At 59.7% G+C, this 15,404-nt stretch carries 12 protein-coding genes; 10 read left to right on the plus strand and 2 right to left on the minus strand.

Features of this window, described 5'->3' with window-relative positions; translation table 11 throughout:
• The first annotated feature begins 90 nt into the window (after positions 1 to 90).
• Together AAE514_RS07910 and AAE514_RS07915 are read left to right on the plus strand one after the other, a co-directional pair.
• Positions 91 to 1,839, plus strand: a complete 1,749-nt coding sequence (locus AAE514_RS07910; RefSeq protein ID WP_347330992.1) for an AAA family ATPase — start codon at positions 91 to 93, stop codon at positions 1,837 to 1,839.
• A 1-nt stretch (position 1,840) separates the two neighbouring features.
• Positions 1,841 to 2,707, plus strand: a complete 867-nt coding sequence (locus AAE514_RS07915; protein ID WP_347330993.1) for a general secretion pathway protein GspB — start codon at positions 1,841 to 1,843, stop codon at positions 2,705 to 2,707.
• Positions 2,708 to 2,729: 22 nt separating this feature from the next.
• On the opposite strand, the gene AAE514_RS07920 is transcribed toward AAE514_RS07915, so the two are convergent.
• Both AAE514_RS07920 and AAE514_RS07925 read right to left on the minus strand, forming a co-directional pair.
• A complete protein-coding gene (locus AAE514_RS07920) occupies positions 2,730 to 3,101 on the minus strand; it encodes a DUF6164 family protein (protein WP_347330994.1) in 372 nt (123 codons plus the stop codon).
• A gap of 2 nt (positions 3,102 to 3,103) precedes the next feature.
• Positions 3,104 to 4,429 (minus strand): sensor domain-containing diguanylate cyclase, encoded by a 1,326-nt coding sequence (locus AAE514_RS07925; RefSeq protein WP_347330995.1) that lies wholly within the window; start codon positions 4,427 to 4,429, stop codon positions 3,104 to 3,106.
• Between the two features lie 387 nt (positions 4,430 to 4,816).
• Between AAE514_RS07925 and AAE514_RS07930 the strand changes: the two genes are divergently transcribed.
• The 8 genes from AAE514_RS07930 to AAE514_RS07965 all read left to right on the plus strand — a co-directional run bounded on the left by AAE514_RS07930 (position 4,817) and on the right by AAE514_RS07965 (position 15,404).
• Positions 4,817 to 5,395 carry a gluconate 2-dehydrogenase subunit 3 family protein gene (locus AAE514_RS07930; protein ID WP_347330996.1) on the plus strand — a complete coding sequence of 193 codons (579 nt, stop codon included), beginning with the start codon at positions 4,817 to 4,819 and terminating at the stop codon, positions 5,393 to 5,395.
• 2 nt (positions 5,396 to 5,397) lie between these two features.
• Positions 5,398 to 7,086 carry a GMC oxidoreductase gene (locus AAE514_RS07935; RefSeq protein WP_347330997.1) on the plus strand — a complete coding sequence of 563 codons (1,689 nt, stop codon included), beginning with the start codon at positions 5,398 to 5,400 and terminating at the stop codon, positions 7,084 to 7,086.
• 119 nt (positions 7,087 to 7,205) lie between these two features.
• Positions 7,206 to 9,461 carry a heavy metal translocating P-type ATPase gene (locus AAE514_RS07940; protein WP_347330998.1) on the plus strand — a complete coding sequence of 752 codons (2,256 nt, stop codon included), beginning with the start codon at positions 7,206 to 7,208 and terminating at the stop codon, positions 9,459 to 9,461.
• 193 nt (positions 9,462 to 9,654) lie between these two features.
• The gene (locus AAE514_RS07945) at positions 9,655 to 9,876 is read left to right on the plus strand and encodes a hypothetical protein (protein WP_347330999.1); all 222 of its coding nucleotides are present in this window, start codon (positions 9,655 to 9,657) and stop codon (positions 9,874 to 9,876) included.
• Between the two features lie 228 nt (positions 9,877 to 10,104).
• Positions 10,105 to 10,707: an NAD(P)H:quinone oxidoreductase gene (wrbA, locus tag AAE514_RS07950; RefSeq protein ID WP_347331000.1), complete on the plus strand. Its 603-nt coding sequence runs from the start codon at positions 10,105 to 10,107 to the stop codon at positions 10,705 to 10,707.
• Between the two features lie 142 nt (positions 10,708 to 10,849).
• On the plus strand, positions 10,850 to 11,893 hold the full coding sequence (locus tag AAE514_RS07955; RefSeq protein ID WP_347331001.1) for a sodium:calcium antiporter: 1,044 nt from the start codon (positions 10,850 to 10,852) through the stop codon (positions 11,891 to 11,893).
• Positions 11,894 to 12,030: 137 nt separating this feature from the next.
• Positions 12,031 to 14,418: a phosphoenolpyruvate synthase gene (gene ppsA, locus AAE514_RS07960; RefSeq protein ID WP_347331002.1), complete on the plus strand. Its 2,388-nt coding sequence runs from the start codon at positions 12,031 to 12,033 to the stop codon at positions 14,416 to 14,418.
• Entirely contained in the window at positions 14,415 to 15,404 is a 990-nt protein-coding gene (locus AAE514_RS07965; RefSeq protein ID WP_347331003.1) for a 2-hydroxyacid dehydrogenase, read from the plus strand. Before ppsA ends, AAE514_RS07965 begins: the two co-directional genes overlap by 4 nt.

Raw genomic sequence — 15,404 nt, forward strand, 5'->3', positions numbered from 1 at the left:
AAGGCACAGAAAACTACTCTTCCCGTCGCTAGGATTTGCCGCTATCCTGGCAGGCTGGCAAATAACTCAAGGATAAACGCGCCCATCACCATGTATCACCAGTTTTTCGGACTCACGGAATCGGCATTCGCCATCGCCGTCAACCCGCGCTACCTCTATATGAGCGAGCAGCATCGGGAAGCCCTCGCGCACCTGCTATTCGGCCTGCAGGGCGGTGGCTTCGTGCAACTGACCGGGGAGGTCGGCACCGGCAAAACCACCATCATCCGCTGCTTGCTGGAACAACTCCCGGAAAATACCGACATCGCCCTGGTGCTCAACCCCATGGCGTCGGTCCCCGAGATGCTTTCCACCATCTGTGACGAGCTCGGGGCGAGGTACATTGATGACCAGCACACGGTGAAAACCCTCACCGACGCCCTGTACAATCAACTGCTGGATAACCACATGGAAGGGCGTAAAACCGTCCTGCTGATCGACGAGGCCCAGTCCCTGAGCGCCGAAGCCCTTGAACAGATACGGCTGCTGACCAACCTCGAAACCCATACGGAAAAGCTGCTCAACATCATCCTGGTGGGTCAACCCGAACTGTGTGACCTGCTGGACCAGCCCTCCCTGCGCCAGTTGGCGCAGCGTATTACCGCCCGCTTCCACCTGCGGCCCCTGACTCAGGAAGAGACCGCCGCCTACATCCGGCACCGCCTTCAGGTCGCGGGCCTGCCGGAGGGGAAACAGCTGATTCCCGAAGAGATTGAGCGCGAGGTTCATCGCTTCAGCGGCGGGATACCCCGGCTGATCAACATTCTGTGCGAACGCATGCTACTCGGCGCCTACGGGCAAAACCGCACGGATATCGATCACACCCTGTTTGAACAGGCCCGCCGTGAAATTACCGGAGAACGGGCAGAGCCATCGGCCAGCAGCGCACGGGCGTCTGCACCACCGCCCTCCCAACCGGCCTCTGCCAGCCGCAACTCGACACCACTCCTGCGTTCCAAGGCCGCTAGGCCCTGGTGGCTCGCGGGGGGCGGCGTTGCGCTGCTCGCCACCGGCCTCGCGTTGGGGTGGCTGTTCGCCGCACCCACTGAGCCGCTCCCCCGGCAGCCGGTGGTGACGGAAGCCCTCGCAGCTCCTGAACTCGCCGAGGAGCTCGACACGCCGGCCATCGAACCCGCCACCACGGAACCCGAAGTGGTGGAGCCCGAAGCGGCCCCCAAACCCAAAACGCCGGCTTTGCTGGACCACAACTGGCCGCTGCGCCTGCCCCAGGCCCAGAGGCAGCTTGCCGAGGTCTTTGACTTACAAGTCCCCCCCTCCGGCTCCCCCTGCACGGAGGAAGACGAGACCGGCCACCACTGTGCCCAGGCCCAGCTCGACACTTGGAACGCTCTTAAGACGTTGGACCGCCCGGCCGTACTGACACTGGTGACCCCCGAACGCAAGTTGGCCTATGTACCGCTGCTGGGCCTGGGGGATACCCGGGCCCTGACCTGGGTGGACGGCACCGAACAGGTCGTCCAATGGGCGGAGTTGGCCTCGATGTGGAGTGGCGAAGCCCACTATTTCTGGTTTGCACCCGCCGATTTTGACGGCAGCCTGGCCCCCGGGGAGCAGAACTCAGCGGTTCGCTGGCTGGCGGAACGTTTCGCCGAACTGGACGGTGAGAGTACGCCCCTGACGGGCAACCGCTACAACACGGCGCTGCGCAAACGGGTAGAGCTGTTCCAGCGCCAGTACGATTTGACCGCCGACGGCCTGTTTGGGGAGAACACCCTACTCCGGCTCTCTCGAGCCCTGGAGCTGGACCCGGGACTGAAGCCAGTACCGGAGGAGCGCTGACATGTCGATGATTCTGGATGCGCTGCAGCGCGCCGATCGCGAGCGGCGAAAGCAAGAACAGACCCCGCCTTCGCTGAGCACACCCACCACGCCCCCGCCGCGCCAAGCGCCGACCCCGAGATGGGCGTGGTGGCTGGCGGGCGCGGGACTGGCGCTGGCGCTTGTTGCGGTCCTGCTATTTGTCGCTCTGCCTCGGCCGCCCGCTCCCGCCCCGACGGGCCATCCCTCCGCCCGGGCGGTACAGCCGCAGGAACAGGCCCCTACCCCTGAGCCGGCCCCAAAACCCGCCTCGGAGCCGCGGGCCAAAGCCGCCCCAGCCAAGCCACAAGACATTGCCGAGCTGTATCACTCACCCCAGGTAGACGAGACCTCGGTGAGCCAGCTGTATCGCACGGCACAAAGCGGTGGAAGGCCCACCCCTACCGTGGATGCCTCAAAGGCGTCGGCCATTGAGGGAGCCGAAGGCCATACCCAACAGCTGGCGGAGCGGCCCAAACCCGCGGCCGTGCGGTTGTCGCAAGCGGAATCAGCACCGCAAACAGCGCGGGAGACACAACCAGCCCAGGCCGCCCCGTCCAAAACCGCCGCGCCGAAGCCGGAACCCGCGCCCGAACCGACGCCGGCCGTACCCAGTGTTCGGGACCTACCCTGGAATCTCCAGCAGACAATGCCGTCGCTCAACTACCAACGGCATGATTACCGCGAGGGCGCTGCGAGCCGGGTCGTGATCAACGGTAAGGAGTTGCGCGCGGGCCAACAGGTGGCCTCGGACTTGAAGCTGGAGCGCATTGAGGAGGATGGTGCGATTCTGCGCTATCAGGGGCATCAGTTTAAATTGCGGGCGCTGAACAGTTGGGTCAATATGTAGCGCGCCCCTCAGCGCCGATGGTTCACACCGTGCCGATGAGCCCCACAAATGGCAGAATCGTGAGCGCCAGAATCACGCCGATGGCCAAAAGCATGGCGATAAAACGCACCGGAGCCTGCAACGCACGTTGGAGAAACGTGGGCTGCTCTCCGGCGGCCTCCCGCTCGGCTTTAAGCGCTCTCTGGCGAGCCTGGCGCTCGCGCTGGTAGTCTTCAAGCAGCGCCTTGGCCTCGGGGAGTTGCTCGGGGTCACTCAGCCACAGGGCGGAGACACCCAGCCCCCAAAAACCCGCGTGGGTCTCGTAGATGGGAAAATCGTGTTCTTCAAATAAGCGCCGAACTTCCTCGGCTTCATCTTCCGGCACATGATTGAGTTTAAATAGCAGGGCACCCACGGTCAGATAACTCCCGCCGCATCGTTGGAAGCCTCATTCTCCATCACCAAGTGAACGCGGTTTCTGCCCCACTCCTTGGCTTTGTATAAAGCGGCGTCCGCCCGGGACAGAAGCTGGTCAAAGCGGCCATCGCTGTCAAACACTTCCGTTACACCCGCACTAAAGCTGGTTTTAAATACTTCCAAACCATCTCCGAAAAACTCGGTGGTGGCAAAGGCCGAGCGAATACTCTCGATAACATCGCGGGCCTCCGGGCCTCGAGTGTGGGGCAAAAGAATCAAAAATTCCTCCCCGCCGGAGCGGCCCGCAATGTCACTGTGGCGCAAGCGGTTTTTCAAGGTGGCGGCAAAGGCTTTTAGCACTTCATCCCCCATTAGGTGGCCGTGAGTGTCGTTGACCGACTTAAACCAGTCCAGGTCAATCTGTATCAGTGAGAATATCACTCCGTGACGGCGATAATCCTCCAACAGCTCCGAGAGCCGCTGCACTAAAAACCGCCGATTGTACAAGCCGGTTAGCTCATCGGTCACCGACAGTTCCAGCAACCGTTCCTCGAGTCGCTTGCGGTGGGTAATGTCCACCACAACACCGTACCAGGTCACCACCTCTTGCCCCTCCCAGTCACGCTCAGGGGTAGCCAGGCTCTCCAGCCAAACCTCTTCCCCATCCACCAACACGCGGTACTCGCAGGCCCATTGGTTCTGGGTTTCAAAGGATTCGAGGATGGAGGAGTGCAGCATTTGCAGGTCGTCGGGGTGGACCCGTTCAAACACCCGATTCGGATCCCGGCGGATGCTTTCGGGCTCATGCCCATAGAACTGGCGCGCCCCCTCGCTAATGTAGGGGACCTCAATATGGCCGTCCGCGTACATTCGAAACGAATAAATCACGCCGGGAACGGTTTGAGCCAACTTACTCAGCAGTTGAGCATTGATGTGCTGCTCGCTGATATCGATGTGGGTCCCCACTACCCACTCCGGGGCGCCCTCGGCGGTTCGGCTGATTAGGCGGCCTCGGTCGTGAACCCAGACCCAGTGGCCCGCTTTGTGGCGCAAGCGCACCACGCACTCATAATAGGGAAGCTCCCCCTCGAAGTGCTTCTGAAACACCTCGTTGGAACGGGCGAGGTCATCGGGATGGCACAGCCGGTGCCAGAGCGCGATGCTAATCGGCTCAAGTTCCCGAGCGCTGTAGCCGAGCATTTCCGCCCAGCGCTCGTTGATAAGCTGCTCTCCGGTGTGCGCATTCCACTCCCAGGTGCCGGCACGGGTACCTTCGATAATGGCCTGCAACCGCCTGAGTTGCTCACTCTCCTGGAGATGGGACACAGCTTTCCTCTAATTGCTTCGCGCACCGTTAAGACGGCACATTGGATTTCCAGTTCCGTCTATCTGACTCTATCTTCGCAAGCCCCGCCTTAGCTGGCAAGCACTTACGCCGCTCTATGAGGACTCCGTCGGAACTTGAGATAAGCGGGGCGCGAAAAACATCTGAAGCAAGGCACTTGCACACGCCCCGGAGTTTGCTTACATTTAGAGAGAGCAACACTTAATACTTCCCACGCCATCCCAGCGGGTACCCCCATCGGGCAAACAAGTGGGTTCAGTATTAAGTGGCTAAATAAATAATAGTCATAACAACCGCCGTGCGACTGCGTTTTCGTCATAGCCAGACAAACGTTGTCACATCAACACCACCCAACCACGGGTTTTACCATGAACAGACGCGAACTTCTGAAAACCGCTGCCTGGCTCAGCGGCACGGCCATCGCCGCCCCGCTAGCCACCGCGGTACTCACCGGTTGTTCCCCCCCCAACCCAGAATCACCCGCCGGCGCGAGCAGCCAACGTGAGTACCTTTTCTTCTCCCCCCAGGCCTACCAGCAGGCGAGCCTTGTGGCGGACACCCTGCTGCCCGCGACCGACAGCCCGTCGGCCAGCGACGTGGGTGTTCCAGAAACGCTGGATACCCTGCTCGGGCTGGTCCTGAGCACCGACTACGTCGACTCGTTTCGTCGGGTGTGGGGCGACCTTCAGACGTTTCTCGAGCGAGAACAGTTCGCGGGGCTAAACGCCAAGAAGCGTGAGACCCTCCTGAAAGAGCTGGAAACCACGGAAAACGCCACCCAGGCCAGCGCCCGGGAGGCATTGGTCATGCTCAAGCAACAGGTGATTATTCTTTACCTCACCAGCGAAACCATCGCGGAGGAGTACCTGAACTACCTCCCCATTCCCGGCGATTACCAACCCTGTATTTCCGTCGATGATGTCAATAACACCGCCTGGGCGATTTGATTATGAGTAATGATTTTGATGCTATCGTCATCGGCTCCGGTATCAGCGGCGGCTACGCCGCCATGGAGCTTTGCCAAAAAGGGTACAAGACCCTCATCCTTGAGCGCGGGCGCGACGTTCGCCACGGCGAATACCCCACCGCCCACGATGACGTGTGGGACCTGCCTCACCGGGACCAGGTACCCCGGGCGGAGCTTGAGAAACACTACCCGAAACAAAGCCGGCTGGGCTGGTGGGTCACCCAGGCCAACAAACACTGGATCAACAAAGACGACGAATACCCCTACCGGGAGGACGAGCGTTTCGACTGGATTCGGGGCCACCACGTCGGTGGCCGGTCCATCATGTGGGGGCGTCACTGCTACCGCTGGAGTGACCTGGATTTTGAAGCCAACAAAAAAGAAGGCATTGCCATCGACTGGCCCATTCGCTACCGCGACGTCGAACCCTGGTATGACAAGGTCGAGACCTTTGTGGGGATTGCCGGCCAAGCCGAGGGGCTGAAACAGGTACCGGACGGCCGCTTCCTAAAGCCGTTCCCCCTGAACTGTGCGGAACAACATTTGCGCGAAACCGTTGCCGAAAAATACCCCGGGCGAGTCGTGACCCCGGGGCGAGTGGCCAACCTGAGCGAATACGACCCCGAAATTCACAAGGGCGCGCGCGGCCAGTGCCAGGCCCGGGACCGCTGCTGGCGCGGCTGTCCTTTCGGCGCCTACTTTTCCAGCCAGTCCGCCACCCTCCCGGTGGCCGAGGCCACCGGCAACTTGACGCTGCGGCCTTACAGCATCGTTAAGGAAATTGTTTACGACGCCGAGACCGGCCGCGCCAGCGGCGTGCGCATCATTGACGCCAATACCGAAAAAGAAGAGCAAATTTCCGCTCGGATTATTTTCTGTAACGCCAGCACCGTGGGTACCACGGCTATTTTGCTCAACAGCCGGTCCGATCACTTCCCCAACGGCCTGGGCAACCGCAGTGGCGAGCTTGGCCACAACATGATGGACCACCACTACGGTATGGGCGCCGCGGGCTTTCTACCCGATTTAAAAGACACTTACTATTCCGGTCGCAAACCGGTGGGGTTCTACATCCCGCGCTTTACCAATATTGACGAGGCCAGCCAAAGAACCGAGTACCGTCGCGGCTTCAGCTACCAAGGCGATGCCAAACGGGTGGAAAACATCCCAGTGGGCGAAGTCGGTGCATCACTGAAACAAGCGATTTTCAAGCCGGGCGCCTACCAAATACGGATGACCTGCTTCGGCGAAATGCTGCCCTACCACGATAACCGCATGTATCTGGATTTCAGCCAAACCGATCAGTGGGGCATGCCCTTAATTACCTTTGACGCCAAGCTTCGGGAAAACGAGGTCAAGTTGCGCGAGGACGGGGTAAAAAGTGCCGTGCAAATGTTGGAGGCAGCCGGCTGTACCGACATCTCCTGGTACAACAGCGCCACCGCCCCCGGGGCCTGTATTCACGAAATGGGCACCGCGCGCATGGGCCGGGACCCGGAAACCAGCGTGCTCAACCAATGGAACCAGATGCACGACGTGCCCAACGTGTTTGTCACCGACGGCGCCTGCATGACCAGTTCCGGCACCCAAAACCCGAGCATCACCTATATGGCGCTCACCGCACGGGCGGTGGACTACGCCGACCGCGAAATGCAGGCAGGCCGGCTGTAACCGCTGAGGGCATGGGCTCGAGCCCATAGAGTTGGATAAGGCAAGGACGCCGAAGCTTGACTTTCCAGTGGCTGGAAGGTCTATGCTCTGCTCAAACTCTTGGAGGAGAAGCCCAAACGATGACCGCCGCCAACCATTTCAACCTGCATATCACCGGCATGAACTGTGGCTCCTGCGCCGCCCGGGTGGAAAAAGCGCTCCGGGAGGTGCCCGGAGTAGCCGATGCCAGCGTGAACCTCGCCACCGAAGGCGCGCAAGTGTCCACCACCAAAGAGGCCGTTACCCTCGACACCCTGGTCAAAGCGGTGGAGAAGAGCGGTTACGGGGCGGAGTCCGCGCGCTCCAGCCGAGACACCGACGACGCCCAACGCCAGGAGCGTGAACGCGAGCAGCAGAGCCTGCAACGGTCGTTCGGGCTGGCGCTGGCATTGACGCTACCGGTATTTATTCTCGAAATGGGCAGCCACGTAATCCCGGGCCTCCATGAATATTTAATGGAGGCCCTGGGACGGCAAACACTCTGGAGCGCTCAATTCCTCCTAAGCACCCTGGTGCTGTTTGGGCCAGGGCTGCGCTTTTTCCGCCTTGGGGTTCCCGCTCTGCTCCGCTTCGGCCCGGACATGAACTCACTGGTGGCGCTAGGGACCACCGCCGCCTGGGGTTACTCGGTGGTGGCCACCTTTCTCCCCGGCGTGCTCCCCGACAACGCGGTGAACGTATACTACGAGGCGGCCGCCGTGATCGTTACGTTGATTCTGCTCGGCAGGCTTTTGGAGGCGAGGGCCAAGGGACGCACCAACCAAGCCATCACCCGCCTTGTTGGCCTGCAAGCCAAGAAAGCCACCGTTCTACGCCACAAAGAAGAAGTTGAGGTTGCCCCGGAGGAGGTAGAGCTCGGCGAGGTGGTGATTGTCCGTCCAGGCGAAAAAATCCCTCTGGACGGAGATATTGTCGAAGGCCATTCCTATATCGACGAATCCATGCTAACCGGCGAAGCCCTACCGGAGGAGAAGACCGAGGGCGATACCGTTGTCGGGGGCACCTTGAACAAAAACGGGACCTTCTCGTTCAAAGTGACCAAAGTGGGCGAAGACACCATGCTGGCGCAAATCATCCAAATGGTGGAAAACGCCCAAGGCTCAAAACTCCCGATTCAAGCACTGGTCAACAAAGTCACCCTTTGGTTTGTGCCTTCGGTCATGGCCGCCGCCTTGTTGACGCTGGCCGCCTGGCTGGTGTTCGGCCCCGAGCCGGCCCTGACATTCGCACTGGTCAGTGCAGTCTCGGTTCTAATCATCGCCTGCCCCTGCGCCATGGGGCTGGCCACGCCCACCTCTATTATGGTGGCCACCGGTCGCGCCGCCGAAATGGGGGTCCTGTTTCGCCACGGCGAGGCGTTGCAGGCACTGCGGGATATGGACACCATCGCCTTGGACAAAACCGGCACCCTGACTCGCGGGGAACCCGCCCTCACCGACCTAATCCCCGCCGAGGGCGTGGAACGCCAACAGCTGCTGATCTGGGCGGCGGCCCTGGAGCAGCGCTCCGAACATCCGATTGCCGAGGCTATTCTCGCGGCGGCCAAGGCCGAAGCCCTGCCGTTGCCGCAAGCCCGCGATTTCAATGCGTTGACCGGGTACGGCATTGAGGCCACGGTCGACGGCCGTCCCATGGCGATGGGCGCCAAGCGGCTTGTGGATCAGCGCGAGGTTGTTAACCCGTTCGAGCAGGAGGCCGAAACACTCGCACAAGCGGGTAAAACGCCTCTTTACCTGTTGGTGGACAACCAGGTCGCGGGTTTGCTCGCCATCTCGGACACCATAAAGGACTCCACGCCCAAGGCTATTCGCTACCTACACAAAGAAGGACTAAAGGTGGTGATGATGACCGGCGACAACGAGAAAACCGCTCGCGCCGTGGCGCGGGAACTGGGCATTGACGAAGTTGTGGCCGATGTCTTGCCCGATGGCAAGGTCAACGCCCTGAAGGAGCTACAGGCCCAAAACCGAAAAGTGGTTTTTGTGGGGGATGGAATTAACGATGCGCCCGCTCTGGCTCAAGCGGACCTCGGCATCGCCATGGGCACCGGCACCGACGTGGCCATTGAAAGCGCCGACATTGTATTGGTCAAAGGGGATGTGGCCGGCGCGGCGCAGGCTATTGCGGTCTCCCACGCGGCGATGCGCAATATTAAACAAAACCTGTTCTGGGCCTTTGCCTACAACACCGCCTTAATTCCCGTGGCCGCCGGTGTGCTATACCCCGTGTTTGGCCTTTTGTTGTCGCCCATTTTCGCAGCTGGAGCCATGGCACTGTCCAGCGTCTTCGTTCTGGGTAATGCATTGCGTTTGAAACGGTTTAAAATTCAAATCTAGTCCCCATATCTTTATACAGGCTCGGATGGAACGGCCGTTTTGTTAACTGCAAACCATTGGCCGACAACGAGCAAAGCGGTGTTAAATGCCAGCCGCTTTAGCGCACGACCGAACGAAAACGCACTAATGCGTAACAAGGCCACAAGAGAGCTCCATGAATTCACACAACCGGTTACCGGTAAGGAGAAAACTCATGCAAGTTCGAAACCTCATATCAGAACCCAACAACACTCATGCACGCGTGGAGCGCGCCAAGCAGCTGATTGAAGAGAAAGGCTCTGACGTAGCGCACGAGTCTCGCAAACGCTATCGCCGCGCCAGACACTACGCCAAGGCCAACCCCGTGACCATTGCCGCGGGCGCTGCCGTCGCAGTGGGCGCGCTATCCGCCTTGCTCTTCTGGCATAGGAAGTAGGCCGGTGCGTTCACCTGCCCCAATAGGGGGCAGGTGTTCACTGCCCTCACAACACGTCTCAACAAGTAACCTCTCTCCCGTAAGTGACCTTGAGAAGGTCAGTGCCCCTTCTAAGACTGTAAATTAACGTTAAGCGGTTAAGCGCTCGCGCGTGCTTGCGATCCAAACCATTGCTATGCTCGTAACGGTTAATCTGCCCTCAACATTTTATTCCCAAAGGAGACACTGATGACAAAAGTACTTGTGCTCTATTACAGCATGTATGGTCACATCGAAACGCTCGCCAAAGCCATTGCCGAAGGCGCTAAAGGCGTGGACGGCGTGGAGGTCACCCTTAAACGCGTCCCCGAAACCATGCCCGAAGATGTCGCAAAAAACGCCGGCGCGAAGCTCGATCAAGACGCGCCTGTCGCCAAGCCCGAAGAGCTTGAAGACTACGATGCCATAATCTTTGGCACGCCCACCCGCTTCGGCAATATGTGTGGCCAAATGCGTAACTTTCTGGACCAAACCGGCGGTCTCTGGGCTAAGGGTAAGCTGATTGGCAAAGTGGGTAGCGTATTCACCTCCACCGGGAGCCAGCACGGCGGGCAGGAAACCACCATCACCTCATTTCACACCACGCTGCTGCACCAGGGCATGATTATTGTGGGCGTCCCCTACTCGGTTCCGGCGCTGACGAATATGGATGAAGTGACCGGTGGCACGCCTTATGGTGCCAGTACCCTGGCCGGCACCGATGGCAGCCGCCAGCCGTCGGAAAATGAGCTAATCATTGCCCGCTTCCAGGGCGAGCACGTCGCAAAAATTGCCATTAAGCAAAGCGCTTGAAGCAACGGTTCCAAAACCGTCCGTTAACCGACCCGCCTATCACCGGGAAGTGAAGGTGGCGCCTCCCAATTGGGTTGCCCCATTCCCCTGCGTATGTAAAAGTGATGGTTTGAACGGTCACTTTTTGGCATAAGGATCCCCGTTGATACCTCTGGACCCAGACAACTGGACATTGCTGGAGAGCGTGCTGGTATTCGCTGGCTGTGCCCTCGCCATTGCCCTGGCCGGTACCCGCATCGCGGGCGTGGTGGACCAGCTCGCTGATCGCACCGGTATCGGCGAGGCGGCGGCCGGTGCCGTACTGTTGGGGGCATCCACCTCCTTGGGGGGCTCGGTCCTTTCGGTAACCGCGGCCTGGAATGGCCACGCCGAACTAGCGGTCAGTAATGCGCTGGGCGGTATTGCCGTACAAACTTTTTTTCTCGCCATTGCCGACATCGCCTACCGCCGCGCCAACCTGGAACACGCCGCCGCCTCGGCGCCCAACATGATGCAGAACGCCCTGCTGATTTGTCTGCTGGCACTCATTCTTTTATCTCCCTTTCTACCAGCGGTTTCTCTTTGGGGTATTCACCCCGTCACACCGGTGCTGCTCGGGTTTTACCTCTACGGGCTTCATTTGGTTCGAGGCGCTACCGATAATCCCATGTGGCACCCCAGGCGAACGCGCGAGACCCGCGAAGACACTCCGGATGACACGGACAAAATGCCCGCCTTACCGCGTTTGTGGGGCGAGTTCTTTGTTCTGATGGTGGTCTTGGGCCTCACCGGCTGGACTCTGGAATCCGCAGCTGCGGGAATAGCCACTCACTCCGGTATGAGCCAGACGCTTGTCGGGGTGTTACTCACCGCCATCAGCACCTCCATTCCCGAACTGGTCACCTCAGTGGCGGCGGTGCGCCGCGGGGCGCTGACAATGGCCGTAAGCGGCATTATCGGCGGCAACGCCTTCGACACGCTGTTCACCGCGGCGGCGGATATTGCCTACCGGGATGGTTCCATCTACCACGCCATTCCCCAGCAGGTTCATTTTTGGGTGGCATTGACGTTGCTAATGGCGGGCGTTCTGATGATGGGTTTGATTCGCCGGGAACGTTACGGCTTGGGCCGGATCGGTGTTGAAAGCGTCGTCATTATGGCCTTATATCTGTTGGGGGTCTCGGTCTTGCTCAGCGGTCAATCCTAACGCCGGCGCGCACCGACCATCGAGCGAATTTCTGATCTAGCGCAAGTTCCACCTCACCCATTACGACTAGACTGCCTATAGCAGCTAGACTTATGGCAACGGCCCTTTCGCTAACCCCCTTTGTAAGCAGGTGAACTATGACCCAGTCAGACTCCATTCTGTGGTTTGAGCATATCACCATGGACGACATTGGCCAGGTCGGAGGCAAGAACGCCAGTTTGGGTGAAATGACCCACTCGCTTCATTCGGCCGGTGTCCCCGTTCCACCCGGCTTCGCCATCACCGCTCAAGTGTATCGGGACTTCATCGAAGCCAACGCTCTGGCAGGGCCCATTGCCGAACAACTGGCCGCGCGCGAACAGCAGCAACAGAGCCTGGCGGAAACCGGCGCCGCCATACGCGAGCTAATCCTCGCAGGGGAGTTCACCTCCGAACAACGAAACGCTATTGAAGCGGCCTACGAACAACTCTGTGAGCGCTTGAGCCAGACGGATTGCCCGGTGGCCGTGCGCAGCTCCGCCACCGCCGAAGACTTGCCCGAAGCAAGCTTTGCTGGCCAGCAGGAAAGTTTTCTCAACGTTCGGGGCCTGGAAGCGTTACTGGAAACCAGCCGCGCTTGCCTGGCCTCGCTGTACACCGACCGCGCCATTGCCTACCGGGAACAAAACGGCTTCGCTCATGAGCAAGTGGCACTGTCCATCGGCGTGCAACAGATGGTTCGCTCGGACGTGGGGTGCGCCGGTGTGTTGTTTACCCTGGATACTGAAAGCGGCTTTCCCGATGTGATACTGATTAACGGCGCCTGGGGGCTGGGCGAATCCGTGGTCAAAGGCAGCGTTAACCCGGACCGGTATATGGTGTACAAACCCCTGCTGGAAAAAGGCTTTCAACCGATTGTGGAGCGCACCTGCGGCAGTAAAGCGGAAAAAATGCTGTACGCCGAACCGAACAGCGGAACCGGCAAAAGCACCCGAGTCGAACCCACCACCGAGGCCGAACGAAACCGCTTGGTTCTGAATGATGAGGATATTCTCACCCTGGCGCGCTGGGCCCAGTTAATTGAGCAGCACTATCGTCGTGCCATGGATATCGAGTGGGCCCGGGACGGGGAGACCGGCCAGCTCTACATCGTGCAGGCCCGCCCGGAAACCATCGAGTCACAAAAAGACCGGGCGGTGTTCTCCAGCTATACCCTGAAAGAAAAAGGCCGGGTACTGGTCGAAGGGGCGAGCGTGGGCAGCGCCATTGCCGCTGGAACCGTGTGCAAACTCGACCGGCACGACCAAAGCGAGCAGTTTCCCGAAGGCGGTATTTTGGTCACCGACCGGACCGACCCGGACTGGGTGCCGATTATGCGCCGCGCCGCCGGGGTCATTACCAACAGCGGGGGCGCCACCAGTCACGCGGCCATTGTCAGCCGGGAGCTGAAAGTACCGGCCATCGTCGGGGCCGGCAACGCCACGGAATGTCTGGCCGAGGGAAGCGAGGTCACTCTGGATTGCTCCAAAGGCGCCCAGGGCAAAGTCTACGAAGGCAAGCTCCCCTTCGATGTGCAACAAATTCGAGTGGACCACGTCGCCCCCACCCGCACTGATTTAATGATCAATGTGGCCATGCCAGACGGCGCGCTTTACTGGTGGCAGCTGCCCACCCGAGGCATCGGCCTGGCCCGAATCGAATTCATCATTTCCAGCCAGATCGGCGTGCACCCCATGGCGTTGTTGCACCCTGAGCGGGTGTCCCAGCAAAAAACCCTGGACGCCATGGACGCGCTCTCCAACCGCTACCCGAACCCGGCGGAGTTTTTCGTGGACCAACTGGCCACCGGCATCGGGAAAATCGCCGCCTCCTGTTACCCACACCCGGCGGTGGTGCGTTTCTCGGACCTCAAGTCCAATGAGTACCGGGGGCTTTTGGGAGGTGAAGACTTTGAGCTGGAGGAGGACAACCCCATGCTCGGTTTGCGCGGCGCATCGCGCTACTACCATGAGGGCTACCGCGAAGCCTTTCAGCTGGAATGCCAAGCATTGAAACGCGCTCGCGAACTCATGGGCTTTGACAACATCATTGCAATGATTCCGTTTTGCCGCACACCGGCCGAGGCCGACAAAGTATTGGAAGTCATGGCCGAGGCCGACCTCAAACGAGGCAAGAACGGCCTGCAGGTTTACGTCATGTGTGAGATTCCCTCGAACGTTATTCTGGCGGAACAGTTTGCCGAACGGTTCGACGGTTTCTCCATTGGCAGTAATGACCTAACCCAGCTGGTGCTCGGCATCGACCGGGACTCACAAGCGTTGCGCCCACTGTTCGACGCCCGGGACGAAGCGGTCAAGCGCCTCGTTTCCCAGGTCATACGGGTGGCCCACGAGTACGGGCGCAAGGTGGGCATTTGTGGCCAGGCCCCCTCGGACCATCCCGACTTCGCCGAATTTCTGGTCGAATGCGGTATTGACTCCATTTCTCTCAACCCGGACTCCATCATTCGGGCCAGTGAACACATTGCACAGGCGGAAGCAAAATGAAAGTCGCTGTTTTCAGTAGTAAGCCCTACGACAACACATATTTAACCCAAGCCAATCGGGAACGCCACGAGCTGGTGTTTCACGAAATCGCGCTCAAACCCTCCAGCGTGCCGCTGGCCCAGGGCTGCACCGCGGTCTGCTGTTTTGTGAACGACCAGTTGGATGCCGAGGTGCTCAACGCCCTGGCCGAACAGGGCGTTAAGCTGATCGCACTGCGTTGCGCCGGGTTCAATCAGGTGGACCTGGACACCGCCCGGGCTCTGAACATTACCGTGGCGCGGGTACCGGAGTATTCACCCCATGCCATCGCCGAGCATACCCTGGCCTTGATACTGACACTGAACCGACAGTTGCATCGCTCGCACTACCGGGTTCGTGAAAACGACTATTCGCTCAACGGCCTGCTCGGTTTTGACCTCTACGGTAAAACCGTGGGTGTTATCGGCGTTGGAAAGATAGGCCGAGTCTTTGCGCACATTATGCTAAGCCTCGGTTGCCGGGTGGTGGCTTATGACCCCTACCCCAACGAAGCCCTGCAAACCGAAGGGGTGGAATACATCGCCCTGGAGGAGCTCTGGCCGCGGGCCGACATTATTTCCTTGCATTGCCCGCTAACCACAGATAACTACCATCTGATTAACGCCGAGGCCCTGACCAAAATGAAACCCGGGGTTATGTTAATTAACACCGGTCGCGGCGGGTTGATCGATACCAAGGCGGTTATTACCGGACTGAAATCCCGGCAGGTGGGCTACCTGGGGCTCGACGTTTATGAAGAGGAAGGCGACCTGTTTTTTGAAGACCACTCCAGCCAGTTACTCCAGGACGATGTCTTCGCCCGTTTGCTGACTTTCCCCAATGTGGTGATCACCGGGCACCAGGCGTTTTTTACCCAGGAAGCGCTCACCGCCATTTCCGAAACCACACTCGAGAACATCGATGGCTTCGAGCAGGGTGACCTGACTCGCCTACACAAAGTTGAGTAA

Source organism: Marinimicrobium locisalis, from assembly GCF_039822625.1.
Lineage (GTDB): Bacteria > Pseudomonadota > Gammaproteobacteria > Pseudomonadales > Cellvibrionaceae > Marinimicrobium > Marinimicrobium locisalis.